Raw genomic sequence first — 14,445 nt, forward strand, 5'->3', positions numbered from 1 at the left:
TGCATTCCCACGCGGAGCGTGGGAACGATCAGGCGTGAACAGTCAGGCGCTGCGCACTTGGAGAAGCTGCGCAGCGCACAAGGCAATCCTTGAACATGCATCCGCCAGCTTCACCCGATCCACCACCAGCCCGATGCGAATATGCCCCGCCGCACTCGGCCCGAACGCCTCCCCCGCCAGCACCGAAACCCCATACCCCTCCAGCAACCGCTCGGCAAAATCCTGCGCGCCCAACCCGGTCTGGCGCACGTCGACCATCACGAACATCCCGCCATCCGGCTTGATTGGGTACAACCCCGGACAGCCGCGCAACCGCTCGCACACCAGATCCCGACGCAACCGGTATTCCTCGCGCATCTGCGTCACCTCCGGCAAATCTTTCTCCAGCGCGATCTGCGCCGCTTTCTGCACAAAGTCCGGCAGACCGAACAACATGCTCAGCGACAGATTCACCAGATGCTCGGCCAACGGTTTGGGCCCGATCATCCAACCGATCCGCCACCCGGTCATGGCGTGGGATTTGGAGAGACTGTTGATGGTTGCGGTGCGTTCCGCCATGCCCGGCAGGCTCGCCGGGCTGACGTGCTCACCTTCGTATAACAATTCGCTGTAGACCTCATCGCTGATCAGCCACAAGTCATGGCGAATGCACAACGCCGCCAGCTCCTGCCAGATCAACAACGACAGGCTCGCACCGGAAGGATTATTTGGACTGTTGAGCAACATGGCCCGCGTCTTCGGAGTGATCCGCGCCGCAACATCCGCCGGGTCGACGCGAAAACCGTTTTCCGGGCGTACCGGAACAGGCACCACGGTTGCGCCGCAGGCACCGAACACACCTTCATAAGTCACATACATCGGCTCGGCGACGATCACTTCATCGCCCGGATCCAGCAGACATTGCGCCACCGAATACACCGCGCATTGCGCGCCGGGCAGCACGATCACGTGCTCGGCATCGACGTCCTGGCCGCTGTTGCGCCGATGGCGCTCGGCGATCCGCTTGCGCAGCTCGAGCCGGCCGCGCACTTCGGAATAATGGGTATCGCCGGCGAGCAGGCTGTCGATGGCCCCGTGGATGATCGGCAGCGGCGTATCGAAATCCGGATCACCCACGGACAGCAGCAACACATCAATGCCCTCGGCGCGTAACTCCAGCGCTCGGTCGTGAATCCGCCAGGCCGCTGCTCCCTCCCCGGCGATTCGTTGGGTCAAGGCTGAATAGCGCATGTACGTCTCCTGATTGCGCGGTCTCCAGCCTTCACCCTATCTCAAATCAAGAAACGCGCCACTTTCCGGGAGTGCTACCTGTCAGGTTTGACAGTATCGGGAAATACCGGGCTACCGCTTAATAGTCCTGAGCCTGTGAGGCGCTGGAGCCACGGGCAACACGTTCAGGAGATAAGGCATGGCCACAATTCCCGCATTGAAGATCACGCACGCGCTCGCCAGCCACGGTGAGGCGAGCAATCCGGTCTACCCCCAGAAAAATCTGCTGCCCTTCTGGGCGTGGCTATTCGACCTTGAGCTGGAGGTCAGCCGTCCATGGCCCGGTTCCGCGGTTGGAGGGCAGACTGACGAGGTGACACTGTGGGTGAAATTGCCCGGAGGAACCTGGACAGAGGCCGAAAAGTACAAGCTTCCTGGCCTGATCACATTTCCTCTGAAACTGAAACTGCCCCAGAAATACCTGTGGGTTGGCGTCACAGAAATTCAGATTAAGGTGATCAACCACGACGGAACGCCGCACGAGTCAGAACCGACGTTTTTAACCATTCAAGATCGCATACCGCTTGATGGTGCAACACCGGCCGAACCGATAGTGCCGGAAGAGACAACTTCCGGCCCAGGGGTTACAACCGGTTATCTGAAGGCACACTGCAACGTCGTCCAGATCCGGATTCCGGGGCACTCGGGATATGTAAACGGTGACACCGTTCAAGTCTTCTTCGGGCCGCCCAATGCACCTGAGGTGATTGAAGTGCTGGTCAATCACCTCGAAGGAGAGACAGTCGTGCCATTACCGGGTTGGATCTTCGTGAATATCGGTAATGGCGTTTACCTGTTGCACTATCGGATCAAGAGCCGAGCTGGCGTCTCGTCGAAGGATTCAATGGCGGAATTTATCCGGGTCAACATCGTTTAATCGCCCAGACAGATCTGGTCCGCCATTCAAATCACAAACCGCGCCACCATCGCGTTCAAATCCACCGCCAGACGCGACAGTTCGTGGGTCGCGGCGCTGGTTTGATTGGCACCGGCAGCCGATTGCGTGGCCAGGTCGCGGATATTCACCAGATTGCGATCGACCTCACGGGACACCTGCGCCTGTTCTTCCGAAGCGCTGGCGATCACCAGGTTGCGTTCGTTGATTTGGTGAATCGATTGAGTGATCTGCTCCAGCGCCACGCCAGCGGCACGGGCCATTTCCAGGGTCGACTGGGTGCGCTGGTTGCTTTGCTGCATCGACTCAACCGCTTCACCGGTGCCGTTCTGAATGCCGGCGACCATTTTTTCGATTTCCTGGGTCGACTGCGCGGTGCGATGGGCCAGGGCGCGAACCTCGTCCGCCACCACGGCGAAACCGCGTCCCGCTTCACCGGCACGGGCGGCTTCGATGGCGGCGTTGAGCGCCAGCAGGTTGGTCTGTTCGGCGATGGCGCGGATCACGTCCAGCACCTTGCCGATGTCGCGGCCCTGAGCGGCCAGGCCTTCGATCATTTGCGCGGTGTTCTGCACGTCGTGGGTCATGGTCTGGATCGCGTCGACGGTTTTCACCACCTGATCGCGACCTTCGCGGGCGGCGTGGGTCGACTGGTTCGAGGCTTCGGACGTCGACACCGCGTTGCGTGCGACCTCTTCCACCGCGGCGGTCATTTCGTTGACAGCAGTGGCGGCCTGTTCGATTTCGTCGTTCTGCTGTTGCAGGCCACGGGACGCTTCTTCGGTCACGGCGCTGAGTTCTTCAGCAGCAGCGCCCAGTTGCGTGGCGGAGCCGGCGATCTGTTCGATGGTCTTGCGCAGGTTGGTCTGCATCGCGGCCAGCGCTTCGAGCAGGCGCGCCGGTTCGTCCTTGCCGTCGACTTCAATGGCTTTGGTCAGGTTGCCGCCGGCGATGGTTTGCGCGGCAGCGACGGCGCGGTTCAGCGGGGTTACGATGCTGCGGGTCAGCAGCCACGCCAGCAGGACCGTGGCCAGTGCCGCGATGAGCGCAACAATAACGATGCCGGTAATCGCGCTGTCGTAGTGGTCGCCGGCCTGAGTGGAGGCGGTCTTTGCATCGGCGGCGTTGATCGCAATCAGCTTGTTGAGCTGTTCGCCCATCTGGTCGGTGCCATCCTTGATCTTTGTGTTGATCAGGGCACGCATCTCATCGACCTTGTCCTGACGCGACAAGTCCATCATCTGATTCTGGGCTTGCAGGTAGTTGTCCAGCGTCGTCGCGAAAGTCTGATACAGCGCACGCTCTTCCGGACCGGCCGGCAGTGCCGCGTAACTGGCCTGGGCAGCACGCACCTTGTCCACCAGTACGCCGATGCGAGTCTGGGCTTCCTGCAAACCGGCCGGGTCGCGGTTGACCAGAATGCGGAACGACAGAATGCGCAGGCGCAGGACGTTTTCCGTGACCATGGCAAGTTGCGTGACGCTCGGCAACTGCGTCGACTCCATCTCCAGGGACGCCTGGCGGATGATCGACATGCGGTTGACGGCGAACACGCCGAGCACGATCACCAGCAAGGCAATAAAGGCAAAACCGAGGAAGGCACGGGGCGCGATATTCAGATTACGCAAGGACATAGGAGGACTCTCGGATGATTGAAACTACGAGCGTCCATGCCGTGATCACTGGCCCGTGGAGTGGGCTTCAGTCCGGCGTCACTGTTTTAAGAAGTCTTGTGCGCGCCTGACTTCTGTATCGGCCAGGCTTGAGGAAGTTTGCGGGGAAAGAGTAAATATTTTTCAAAGTGTTGCGAGTGTTTCACGGCTGAAACACCCGCTGTTTTAGATGATGGGTGACAGGTCAGGCCGGGGTCGCCATGCGCCAGACCCGAGCGACGTCTGTGGCACGTTCGCGTAACAGGCGCGGGGCTTCGGCGCACGCTTGTTCGAGGGTCATCGGGCCACTGGTGACGGCGAATGCTGCGTCGATGCCGTGATCGTAGAGCTCCTGATAACCCTCGCCCAAGGTGCCGGCGATGACGATCACCGGGACGTCATGTTGCTTGGCGATCCGCGCTACGCCAAAGGGGGTTTTGCCGCGCAGGGTCTGGGCATCGAAGCGTCCCTCGCCGGTGATGACCAGATCTGCGCCCTTCACCGCGTCGGCGAGTCCGACCAGTTCCGCAACCACCTCGACACCCGCCTGGAAGCGTGCGCCGAGAAACGCCTTGGCCGCGAAACCCAGTCCGCCTGCCGCGCCGCTGCCCGGCTCATCGCGAACATCGTTGCCCAGCGCTTGCGCGCAAAGTTCGGCGAAGTGGCCGAGAGCCTGATCCAGTTGTTGAACTTGCGCGGGTGATGCGCCCTTCTGCGGGCCGAAAATCGCCGAGGCGCCGTGGGGGCCGCACAGCGGGTTGTTGACGTCGGCGGCGATGTCGAAGCGGACTTGCGCCAGACGTGGGTCGAGCTCGCTGAGATCCAATTTTGCAAGTTGCGCCAGCGCCAGACCACCCGGCACCAACGATTGCCCTTGAGCATCCAGCAGTTTCACGCCCAACGCCTGCATCGCGCCGGCGCCGCCGTCGTTGGTGGCGCTGCCGCCGATGGCCAGAATCACCCGTTGTGCGCCGGCATCCAGCGCGGCGCGGATCAGCTCACCGGTGCCGAACGTGCTGCTGATACACGCGTCACGCTGCCCCGGCGGCACCAATTGCAAGCCGCTGGCTTCGGCCATTTCGATGATTGCGGTGTGGTTGTGCGGCAACCAGCCCCACGCCGCTTCAACTGCTGCCCCCAACGGACCACGCACCCGGGTGCGGCGCAATTCGCCTTCACAGGCGGCGAGAATCGACTCCACCGTGCCTTCGCCACCGTCGGCCATCGGGCATTTGACCAGCGTCGCCTGCGGCCAGACCTGCGCCAGGCCCAGCGCAATGGCTTCTGCAACGCCTTGGGCACTCAGGCTGTCCTTGAACGAATCGGGGGCGATGACGATTTTCATGCGAATTCTCCAGTTCCAATGCCCCTCATGCTGCCAGTCGCCTTGCGCGTTGACGCCTGTCCGCTGCACAAGTCGTGCAGGCGTTTATTGTTCATTTCGACAAATCGTCAGTCTGTGGCAGCAATTGCACCCCGAGATACAACGCCAACATGCCGTCGAGTTTCAGCGGATCGACCCCGCTCAACTCGGCAATCCGCTCCATTCGGTAACGCAGGCTGTTGCGATGAATCCCCAATGCATCGGCGCAGGCCTGGCTCTGCCCGTCGTGATCGCACCAGCTGCGCAGGGTCGCCAGCAACTGGCCGTTGCTGTCCTTGGCGATGACTTTGCGCAACGGTTTGAGCAGTTCATCCAGCGCATCATCGTTGCGATGGCGCCAGAGCATCACCGGCAAGCGATAGCGATTGAGGGTCAGCAGCCGTGAGCGCGGCAGCACTTCGCGGCCATAGGCGAGCAGATCGCCCACCCGTCGATAGCAGCGGCGCAGCCCGGCCAGCCCATCGGCCTGCCCGCCGACCGCAATGCGCAGGATGTTCCAGCCCAGACCATCGAGTTTTTCCAGCAACCGATCATGCTCGACGTTCTGACTCGCCGGCCGGCACCAGAGCAGCGACGACTTCGCGGAACTCACGCACCAACTGTCCGGATAGCGCGACATCAGCCACGCACTCAGCGCCTCGACGGTTTGCCCCGGCCCATGTTCCAGGCCCAGCTCGAACAGATACGGCACCCGCGTCAGTTGCGGTTTGAGCCCGAGTTGCTGAGCTTCATCCACCAGACGCGGCGAATCCCCCGCTTCACTCAACAACAGCGCGAGCAAGTCATCGCAACGCTGCCGACGCCATTGCTGTTCGGATTGCTGGTTGCGTTGGCCAACGAGCATCTCGGCGGTCATGCGCACCAGTTCGGCGTAAGTACGCAGCTGCTCCGGCTCGCCGGTGATGCCGAGCACACCGATCAAACGCTGATCGAGCAGCAGCGGCAGATTGATCCCCGGCTGCACGCCCTTCAAATGCACGGCAGTCTGTGCGTCGATCTCCACCACCCGACCGTTGGCCAGCACCAGTTGCGCGCCTTCGTGGCGGGTGTTGATCCGCTCCGGCTCGCCACTGCCCAGGATCAGGCCCTGGCTGTCCATGACGTTGACGTTGTACGGCAAAATGGCCATGGCCCGGTCGACGATGTCCTGGGCGAGGTCGTGATCGAGTTCGAACATAAGGGCTGGAATCCTTGAAAACAGGCGCGGACGGTTGTTCACCCGCACAGGGTCTGGCAGCAAACCCTGTGCTCAGGCACAAAGACAATCCGGCCAAAGGTGGCCGAGACTCTCAGGGCGATCAACGTTACCCTTTGCATCGCAAAAAATCATAATAAAGAGAGAGCCGCCATGTCGCAGAGCGCCGCTGCCGCCCAGACCATCGATGACGATAAAAACGCCGTCTACAAACGCATCACCCTGCGTTTGATCCCCTTCATCTTCATCTGCTACCTGTTCAACTACCTCGACCGGGTCAACGTTGGATTCGCCAAACTGCAGATGCTCGACGCGCTGAAATTCAGCGAAACCGTATACGGCCTCGGTGCCGGTATCTTCTTTATCGGCTACGTGCTGTGCGGCGTACCGAGCAACCTGGCCCTGACCAAATTCGGCCCACGGCGCTGGATCGCGCTGATGATGATCACCTGGGGCACGCTGTCGACTTGCCTGCTGTTCGTCACCACGCCGACCGAGTTCTACACCCTGCGCCTGTTCACCGGCGCGGCTGAAGCCGGGTTCTTCCCGGGCGTTGTGCTCTACCTCTCGCAGTGGTTCCCGACGTTCCGCCGTGGCCGGATCATGGCGCTGTTCATGTCGGCGATCCCGGTGTCGGGCCTGCTCGGCAGCCCGTTTTCTGGCTGGATCCTCAACCACTTCGCCGCCGGCCAGGGTGGCCTCGCCGGCTGGCAGTGGATGTTCCTGCTGCAAGGCATTCCGACCGTGGTTCTGGGCGCCCTCGCCTACTTCCTGCTCAGCGACAACTTCGCCAACGCCAAGTGGCTGACCCCGCATGAACGTTCGGTGCTGGAAGCCGATCAGGCGGAAGACCTGGCGAACAAACCGAAAACCACTTCCGACTCGCTGATTGCCGTGTTCAAGAACCCGGCGATCTGGGCGTTTGGCCTGATCTACTTCTGCATCCAGAGCGGCGTATACGCGATCAACTTCTGGCTGCCGTCGATCATCAAGAACCTCGGTTTCAGCGATAATCTGGTGATCGGCTGGTTGAGTGCGATTCCGTACCTGCTGGCGGCGGTGTTCATGCTGGTTGTCGGTCGCTCGGCGGACTTGCGTAAAGAGCGTCGCTGGCATTTGGTGGTGCCGATGTTGATGGGCGCCATCGGCCTGCTGATCGCGGTGAATTTCGCGGCGAATCCGGCGATTGCGATTCTTGGTCTGACCATTGCGACCATGGGCGCACTGACCGGTTTGCCGATGTTCTGGCCGGTGCCGACTGCCATGTTGAGCGCGGGCGCTGCGGCGGGCGGGTTGGCGTTGATCAACTCGATGGGGCAGATGGCTGGATTCCTCAGCCCTTACCTCGTGGGTTGGGTCAAGGACAGCACCGGGTCGACGGATGCGGCGTTGTATCTGCTGGCGGGGGTGATTGTTGGCGGGAGTTTGCTGGCGTTGCGGATGACGCGGACGTTGCGGGCTTAAGCCTTAGCGGAATACAGAAACGGCCCTTTCGGGCCGTTTTTCTTTTGGATCTGGCTAGAGCGGTGTTTCTGTCTTCAACTCCAGATTATCCAGCGCCCGGTTCACCGCCAGTTCACTCAGCATGATCAGTTGTGCAATCCCCAACAGCACATGCCGCTGCGATCCGTCCACCAGCCCGGCGAAGTCAGTGGCCATGGTCTTGGCGCAGGTCAGGGTTTCAGAGGCGTCGGCCAGCAGTTCTTCGCTGTCGATGCCGGGGGCGATGAGGTAGCGAGTGTTGGGTTTGAGCAGCGGTTTTCGGGGGAGCAGCGGATTGAGGTAGTGATCAAGGGCGCGTTCGGCGGCTTCGTGGAAGGTCTTTGAGTCGAGGGATTCGTAGGGCGAGGTGGTGTCGGTTTCGGGTGGGTTGGGTGTTGGTTTGATCATGGTGAAACTCCCTGATTGATGGAGCTGCCACGGTTCGCTGCGAAACGAATAGAGGTGGCAGCTGTACGCGGGTTCGCAGACCGGGAATCAAGGAACCCGGCATACCCGAAGGTATCCCGCGCACAACCGCCATTACACGATCAGGCAACAATGCTGAACGGAAACGGCGCGCTGGGCGCCTTGATTGATCCGGGCTGCGAAACCCGATCGCTGATTCGTCAGCGACCGGGAAACGATAGAGCCCGCGTCCAAGGCGCACAAGCCGGCGGATTCTGGCTTAGTCGTAGGCAACGGCGCAAGGTTGTGTAGCCTGAGGTGCGTGTCCGAACGTGTCCTTTAAACGCTGCGCTTAAACACCCTACTCCAGAGCGTGGGAACGAGCGTCACACACCGATTTTCGCATCCAACTCCAAAACCACTCCCCCCGGCATCTGCACAAAAATCTGCCAGATCCCGTCCTCCGGCACCTGCGCCACCTGATACGGCAACCCACTCCCCTGCACCCGCTTCAAAACCACCGCCGCATCTTCATCGGTGCGAAACGCAATATGGCTCAACGCCGCCTTATCCAGCGCCGGCTGCTCAATCACATGCACCAACGCCTCCCCGTCCTGATACAACCACCGCCCGGGAAACGGAAACGGCGGCCGGCGCCCCGGCGTCAATCCCAACAACCCACCAAAAGCGTCCTGCAGCGCCTGCCCGTCGCCAGTGTTGAAGGCCAGATGATCAAATGTCCACGTCATGTCTGTCTCCTGCGGTTATTCAGGATTGCAGTATCTGCGCTTGCCAATCCCGGAAAAATCCCGCAAAACGCCAAGGATCTTCAACGGATTTTTACTAATGAGCTCAATCCTCGATCTGGAAATCTTCGTCCGCACCGCCGACTCCGGCAGCATCTCAGCCGCTGCCCGGGCGCTGGAGCTGACCCCGGCCGCCGCCAGCATCGCGTTGAAACGCCTGGAAACCCGCCTCGGCATCCGCCTCTTCGCCCGCTCCACCCGCAGCATGCGCCTGACCGAAGAAGGCCGGCGCTACCTGGAAAGCGTGCGCTTGGCGCTGGCCACCCTGGCCGAAGGCGAACAGGCGCTGAAACAGCAGACTGAAGGCCTGAGCGGCGTGCTGCAACTGGCGGCACCGTCGGACTTCGGGCGCAATGTGCTGTTGCCGTGGCTGGACGATTTCAAGCGCGAGCACCCGCACATTCAGCTGCAATTGCTGCTCAACGACCGGCATGCGGATTTGTTTCGCGAGACGGTGGATGTGGCGCTGCGCTTCGGCGTGCCGAGTGATTCGACGCTGGTGGCGTTGCCGATTCTGCCTGAGCATCGACGTGTGGCTTGCGCCAGCCCTGCTTATCTGGAACGCCACGGCACACCGCTAAATCCTGCCGACTTGAGCGAACGCAGCGCCCTGCTCTACCTGCGCAATGGCCGGCCTTATAACACCTGGCGCTTCCATCGCGACGACGATACGGTCGAGGTCGAAGTACGCGGCGACTACCTCAGCGACGACGGCGAAGTCGCCCGCCGTTGGGCGCTCGCCGGGCACGGGATCGCTTACAAGGCCTGGCTCGACGTGGCCGAAGACGTCCGCGCCGGGCGGCTGGTGACGCTGTTCGATGACTGGCACGGCGAGAGCGTGCCGTTCAATCTGTTGTGCCCGCACCGGGTGCAGGTGTCGGAACGGGTCAAGGTGTTGCAGGCGTTTCTGCGCGAACGTTGCGAGGCGTTACGCCGATAAATTCACTTTGCCGCGCCGGGCGCTTCTGGTATTTGATCTAAGCTTTCCCACCGACAAAAGGATTTCGGCATGAGCTATCGCACACTGGGTCATTCGGGGTTGCAGGTGTCCACCCTCACCCTCGGCACGATGATGTTCGGCGAGCAGACCAGCGCAGAAGACTCGCTGCGCATCATCGACAAGGCCTGGGATCAGGGCATCAATTTCATCGACACGGCGGACGTCTACACCAATGGCCGCTCGGAAGAGATCGTCGGCGAGGCCATCGCCCGTCATCGGCATGAATGGGTGCTGGCGACCAAGGTCGGTTTCGGCCCGGTGGACGGCGTGCCGAACCGCAGCGGTTTGAGCCGCAAACACATCTTCAACGGTCTGGAGGCCAGCCTGACCCGGCTCGGCACCGACTACCTCGACATCTATTACCTGCACCGCGAAGACCACAACACGCCGCTGGAAGTGACGATCTCGGCGATTGGCGATCTGATTCGCCAGGGCAAGATCCGTTATTGGGGCCTGTCGAACTATCGCGGCTGGCGGATTGCCGAGGTGATTCGCGTCGCAGACAAGCTCAGCGTCGATCGCCCGGTGATCAGCCAGCCGCTGTACAACATCGTCAACCGTCAGGCCGAAACCGAGCAGATCACCGCCGCCCAGACCTACGGCCTCGGCGTGGTGCCTTACAGCCCGCTGGCCCGTGGCGTGCTCAGCGGCAAGTACGCACCGGACGTGACCCCGGACGCCAACAGCCGTGCCGGGCGCCAGGACAAACGGATTCTGGAGACGGAATGGCGGGTAGAGTCGTTGCGCATTGCCCAGCAGATTCAGCAATACACAAAAGAGCGCGGAGTCGGCATTGTCGAGTTTGCGATTGCCTGGGTGCTGAACAACGGCGCGGTAACGTCGGCGATTGTCGGGCCGCGCACTGAAGAACAGTGGGATGCGTACACCAAGGCGCAGGCGGTGAAGATCACGGCGGAGGATGAGGCGTTTATCGACTCGCTGGTGACGCCGGGGCATGCGTCTACTCCGGGGTTTAATGATGTGAGTCATTTTGTGTCGGGCCGTAAACCGCGCCAGCCTTAAGCACCTATGCTTCGACACAGGTCCTGCTCTCACAGGACCTGTGTCGAATGTTGGAAATATTGATCACTCGGCCAATATTCAGCACAAAAACCACGTATCCTGCGCGCCCCGTTTGACCATCACCCCCGCGAGGACAGTTTGTCTAAAGGCATTGCTCTATCGGTAACAGCATCGACGCTGTTTGCCGTCATGTATTACTACACCTCGTTGCTCACCCCGTTGAGCGGCGTGGAAATCTTCGGTTGGCGGATGCTGCTGACTGTGCCCTGCATGACCGTATTCATGTTGCTGTCCGGCGAATGGCGGCGAGTGCTGGAGCTGCTGCGCCGGGTTCCTGCGCTGCCGAAGTTGATCGGTGGCCTGATCGTTTCGTCCGCGTTGCTCGGCGTGCAGTTGTGGCTGTTCATGTGGGCGCCGCTCAACGGCTACAGCCTTGATGTGTCGCTGGGCTACTTCCTGTTGCCGCTGGCCATGGTCCTGACCGGCCGCATCGCTTATGGCGAAAGCCTGTCGTACCTGCAGAAAGTCGCGGTGTTTTTTGCCAGCCTCGGCGTGTTGAACGAGTTGTATCAGGTCGGCGGGTTTTCCTGGGCGACGCTGGTGGTAGTCGTCGGTTACCCGCTGTACTTCGTGCTGCGCAAATACCTCAAGACCGACAACCTCGGTGGACTGTGGGTCGACATGACCCTGATGCTGCCGGTGGCGTACTGGTTTGTGCGCGGCGGTGAACAGGGTTTTGGCGTGTTCGATCAGTACCCGGCGCTGACATGGCTGATTCCGCTGCTGGGTCTGATCAGTGCGTCGGCGCTGGTGGTGTACATCATTGCCAGCCGCTTGCTGCCGTTCAGTCTGTTTGGTTTGTTGAGTTACGTTGAGCCGGTGTTGCTGCTCGGTGTGGCGCTGCTGCTCGGCGAGAGCATCAAGCCCGGTGAATGGCTGACCTACATCCCGATCTGGCTCGCGGTGGTGGTGCTGGTGTTTGAAGGGTTCAAGCATCTGATGCGCCAACGGCGCCCGTAAGGCGCGCAATAAAAAGCCCGGCCTGCTCAATTGCAGGCCGGGCTTTTTTACATCTGATGCGGATTACTCGGTAGCGAGTACGCCACGACGCACCTGGTCACGCTCGATCGATTCGAACAGTGCCTTGAAGTTGCCTTCGCCGAAACCATCGTCGCCTTTGCGCTGGATGAATTCGAAGAACACCGGGCCCATCAGGGTTTCCGAGAAGATCTGCAGCAGCAGACGCTTGTCTTCTTTATCCGACGCACCGTCGAGCAGGATGCCGCGCGATTGCAGTTGATCGACCGGCTCGCCGTGATTCGGCAGGCGGCCTTCGAGCATTTCGTAGTAGGTGTCCGGCGGCGCGGTCATGAAGCGCATGCCGATTTTCTTCAACTGATCCCAGGTCTTGACCAGGTCGTCGGTGAGGAACGCCACGTGCTGGATACCCTCGCCGTTGAACTGCATCAGGAACTCTTCGATCTGCCCGGCACCCTTCGACGACTCTTCGTTGAGCGGGATGCGGATCATGCCATCCGGCGCGGTCATCGCTTTCGAGGTCAGGCCGGTGTATTCGCCCTTGATGTCGAAGTAACGGATCTCGCGGAAGTTGAACAGTTTCTCGTAGAAATTCGCCCAGTAGGCCATACGACCGCGATACACGTTGTGGGTCAGGTGGTCGATGATCTTCAGGCCGGCACCGACCGGGTTGCGGTCAACGCCTTCCAGGAACACGAAGTCGATGTCATAGATCGAGCTGCCTTCGCCGAAACGGTCGATCAGGTACAGCGGCGCGCCGCCAATGCCTTTGATCGCCGGCAGGTTCAGTTCCATCGGACCGGTTTCGATGTGGATCGGCTGGGCGCCGAGTTCCAGTGCGCGGCTGTAGGCCTTCTGCGAATCCTTGACCCGGAACGCCATGCCGCAAACAGACGGGCCGTGTTCGGCCGCGAAGTACGAAGCAACGCTGTGGGGTTCGTTGTTGAGGATCAGATTGATCGCGCCCTGGCGATACAGGTGCACGTTCTTGGAACGGTGGGTCGCGACCTTGGTGAAGCCCATGATCTCGAAGATCGGCTCCAGGGTGCCAGGTGTCGGCGATGCGAACTCGATGAACTCGAAGCCCATCAGGCCCATTGGGTTTTCGTATAAATCTGCCATGGTTGGCGCCTCATCATTCTTATCAATTAACCAGAGTTATTTGTCAGTAATGCTGAGACCGGTGGGTGGCGCACAGGAGATGCCACGCACACTGCGGGCGAGGAAGTCACCGTAGATCAGTTGAAACCCGAATATCTTCATTGTCGACCCAAGGCTCTTGCGGGCGAGGCTTCTGCTGCCAGAAGACGATTATTATTGTATGCGTAACCCGATTCTACACAGCGTAAATAGGGTTGTCTGCCCTCTCTATAAAATCCGCTTTTTTCGGCCCGGTGCAAGGGGTTTGTTGCAGAGCCAGATGCCCGCCAGAATCAGCACCCCGCCCAGGCACATGGCCAGCGTCAGCTGTTCGCCCAGCAGGATTGCACCGGCCAGCACGGCGGTCAGCGGGTTGAGCGCAATGAACACGCCGGAACGCGTGGCGCCGATTTTACGGATGCCATCGTAGTAACCGATGTAGGCCAGCGCCGAACCGAGTACACCCAGATAGCCAGCGCTGCAACGTCGACTTCACCATGGCTCAGGGCCAGCGCCCATAACATCAGGGTGCCCAGCAGAATCGAAAAGGTCACGGTCTGCACCGGGCCGATGCTCTGGTTCAGGCCGCGCGAGAACAGCGAATAGACGCCCCAGCTCAAAACGCAGCCGAGGATCAGCAGGTCGCCAATCCACGCGTCGGGCGTTTCGCTCAGCAGTTGGGGGTTACGACTGACGATCACCACACCCGCCCCGCTGATGCAGACCGCAATTCCGATCACCTTCAGCTGGCTCAGCCGCTCCCTGAACAGCAGCCATGACGCGAGTCCAATGACCGCCGGATTCAGCGCCACGATCAACGAAGCCCGGGAAGCGTTGATGTACTGCAACCCGTAAAAGAAGCACAGGTTGTAGAAGAAAATCCCGAAGAACCCCAGCAACGTCAATTGCATCCATTGCCGGAGCGTGGGCCGCGCCAACCGGATTCGAGCGAGCCTTAAACACACGACCAACGCCACGCTGGCCAGCAGAAACCGCAGACTGGCGGCAAAAATCGGGCTCAGGCTACCGGCCAGAAACCGCCCGGCTACCCACGTTCCGCCCCAGATCATGGTGACCAGCGCCAGGTTCAAATAGACGGGCATGTCCGAGGAGGCCGGACGAACAGGTTCATGACAACTCATAACGCTCCCAACGA

General features: G+C 60.7%; 12 protein-coding genes and 1 pseudogene. 5 read left to right on the plus strand and 8 right to left on the minus strand.

The features are described 5' to 3' along the window. Positions 1 to 42 precede the first annotated feature (42 nt). A complete protein-coding gene (locus AC1Q9F_RS03430; protein WP_492618955.1) occupies positions 43 to 1,230 on the minus strand; it encodes a pyridoxal phosphate-dependent aminotransferase in 1,188 nt (395 codons plus the stop codon). 178 nt (positions 1,231 to 1,408) lie between these two features. On the opposite strand from AC1Q9F_RS03430, the gene AC1Q9F_RS03435 reads away from it, so the two are divergent. Continuing rightward, on the plus strand, positions 1,409 to 2,146 hold the full coding sequence (locus AC1Q9F_RS03435) for a hypothetical protein (protein WP_207982846.1): 738 nt from the start codon (positions 1,409 to 1,411) through the stop codon (positions 2,144 to 2,146). Between the two features lie 26 nt (positions 2,147 to 2,172). On the opposite strand, the gene AC1Q9F_RS03440 is transcribed toward AC1Q9F_RS03435, so the two are convergent. From AC1Q9F_RS03440 to AC1Q9F_RS03450, 3 genes are all read right to left on the minus strand, one after another. Beyond that, positions 2,173 to 3,798, minus strand: coding sequence for a methyl-accepting chemotaxis protein (locus tag AC1Q9F_RS03440; protein ID WP_492618954.1), 1,626 nt, complete (start codon positions 3,796 to 3,798; stop codon positions 2,173 to 2,175). A gap of 223 nt (positions 3,799 to 4,021) precedes the next feature. After that, complete coding sequence (locus tag AC1Q9F_RS03445; protein WP_492618953.1) at positions 4,022 to 5,161, minus strand: glycerate kinase; 1,140 nt, start codon at positions 5,159 to 5,161, stop codon at positions 4,022 to 4,024. A gap of 91 nt (positions 5,162 to 5,252) precedes the next feature. Continuing rightward, the gene (locus tag AC1Q9F_RS03450) at positions 5,253 to 6,377 is read right to left on the minus strand and encodes a sugar diacid recognition domain-containing protein (protein WP_039768706.1); all 1,125 of its coding nucleotides are present in this window, start codon (positions 6,375 to 6,377) and stop codon (positions 5,253 to 5,255) included. Positions 6,378 to 6,548: 171 nt separating this feature from the next. Between AC1Q9F_RS03450 and AC1Q9F_RS03455 the strand changes: the two genes are divergently transcribed. Next, on the plus strand, positions 6,549 to 7,859 hold the full coding sequence (locus tag AC1Q9F_RS03455; protein ID WP_492618952.1) for an MFS transporter: 1,311 nt from the start codon (positions 6,549 to 6,551) through the stop codon (positions 7,857 to 7,859). A 54-nt stretch (positions 7,860 to 7,913) separates the two neighbouring features. On the opposite strand, the gene AC1Q9F_RS03460 is transcribed toward AC1Q9F_RS03455, so the two are convergent. Then, positions 7,914 to 8,285 (minus strand): DUF6124 family protein, encoded by a 372-nt coding sequence (locus AC1Q9F_RS03460; RefSeq protein WP_480402263.1) that lies wholly within the window; start codon positions 8,283 to 8,285, stop codon positions 7,914 to 7,916. 383 nt (positions 8,286 to 8,668) lie between these two features. Continuing rightward, the gene (locus AC1Q9F_RS03465; RefSeq protein WP_492618951.1) at positions 8,669 to 9,031 is read right to left on the minus strand and encodes a VOC family protein; all 363 of its coding nucleotides are present in this window, start codon (positions 9,029 to 9,031) and stop codon (positions 8,669 to 8,671) included. Between the two features lie 97 nt (positions 9,032 to 9,128). Here AC1Q9F_RS03465 and AC1Q9F_RS03470 point away from each other — a divergent pair, with 97 nt between their 5' ends. The 3 genes from AC1Q9F_RS03470 to rarD all read left to right on the plus strand — a co-directional run bounded on the left by AC1Q9F_RS03470 (position 9,129) and on the right by rarD (position 12,131). Continuing rightward, positions 9,129 to 10,028, plus strand: coding sequence for a LysR family transcriptional regulator (locus tag AC1Q9F_RS03470; protein WP_492618950.1), 900 nt, complete (start codon positions 9,129 to 9,131; stop codon positions 10,026 to 10,028). 69 nt (positions 10,029 to 10,097) lie between these two features. Then, on the plus strand, positions 10,098 to 11,111 hold the full coding sequence (locus AC1Q9F_RS03475) for an aldo/keto reductase (RefSeq protein WP_492618949.1): 1,014 nt from the start codon (positions 10,098 to 10,100) through the stop codon (positions 11,109 to 11,111). A 138-nt stretch (positions 11,112 to 11,249) separates the two neighbouring features. Next, complete coding sequence (rarD, locus tag AC1Q9F_RS03480; protein WP_007958956.1) at positions 11,250 to 12,131, plus strand: EamA family transporter RarD; 882 nt, start codon at positions 11,250 to 11,252, stop codon at positions 12,129 to 12,131. Positions 12,132 to 12,194: 63 nt separating this feature from the next. Here rarD and hppD read toward each other — a convergent pair whose 3' ends face one another. Both hppD and AC1Q9F_RS03490 read right to left on the minus strand, forming a co-directional pair. Then, positions 12,195 to 13,271, minus strand: coding sequence for a 4-hydroxyphenylpyruvate dioxygenase (gene hppD, locus AC1Q9F_RS03485; protein WP_273899587.1), 1,077 nt, complete (start codon positions 13,269 to 13,271; stop codon positions 12,195 to 12,197). A gap of 246 nt (positions 13,272 to 13,517) precedes the next feature. Beyond that, positions 13,518 to 14,431: pseudogene (locus AC1Q9F_RS03490) on the minus strand (DMT family transporter). Positions 14,432 to 14,445 lie beyond the last annotated feature (14 nt).

This window comes from Pseudomonas sp. GW823-FHT04A03 (assembly GCF_058796615.1).

Excerpts from the sequence above, each read along its gene's own strand:
- AC1Q9F_RS03430 (WP_492618955.1), bottom strand. The coding sequence starts at position 1,230 with ATGCGCTATTCAGCCTTGACCCAACGAATCGCCGGGGAGGGAGCAGCG.
- AC1Q9F_RS03435 (WP_207982846.1), top strand. The coding sequence starts at position 1,409 with ATGGCCACAATTCCCGCATTGAAGATCACGCACGCGCTCGCCAGCCAC.
- AC1Q9F_RS03440 (WP_492618954.1), bottom strand. The coding sequence starts at position 3,798 with ATGTCCTTGCGTAATCTGAATATCGCGCCCCGTGCCTTCCTCGGTTTT.
- AC1Q9F_RS03445 (WP_492618953.1), bottom strand. The coding sequence starts at position 5,161 with ATGAAAATCGTCATCGCCCCCGATTCGTTCAAGGACAGCCTGAGTGCC.
- AC1Q9F_RS03450 (WP_039768706.1), bottom strand. The coding sequence starts at position 6,377 with ATGTTCGAACTCGATCACGACCTCGCCCAGGACATCGTCGACCGGGCC.
- AC1Q9F_RS03455 (WP_492618952.1), top strand. The coding sequence starts at position 6,549 with ATGTCGCAGAGCGCCGCTGCCGCCCAGACCATCGATGACGATAAAAAC.
- AC1Q9F_RS03460 (WP_480402263.1), bottom strand. The coding sequence starts at position 8,285 with ATGATCAAACCAACACCCAACCCACCCGAAACCGACACCACCTCGCCC.
- AC1Q9F_RS03465 (WP_492618951.1), bottom strand. The coding sequence starts at position 9,031 with ATGACGTGGACATTTGATCATCTGGCCTTCAACACTGGCGACGGGCAG.
- AC1Q9F_RS03470 (WP_492618950.1), top strand. The coding sequence starts at position 9,129 with ATGAGCTCAATCCTCGATCTGGAAATCTTCGTCCGCACCGCCGACTCC.
- AC1Q9F_RS03475 (WP_492618949.1), top strand. The coding sequence starts at position 10,098 with ATGAGCTATCGCACACTGGGTCATTCGGGGTTGCAGGTGTCCACCCTC.
- hppD (WP_273899587.1), bottom strand. The coding sequence starts at position 13,271 with ATGGCAGATTTATACGAAAACCCAATGGGCCTGATGGGCTTCGAGTTC.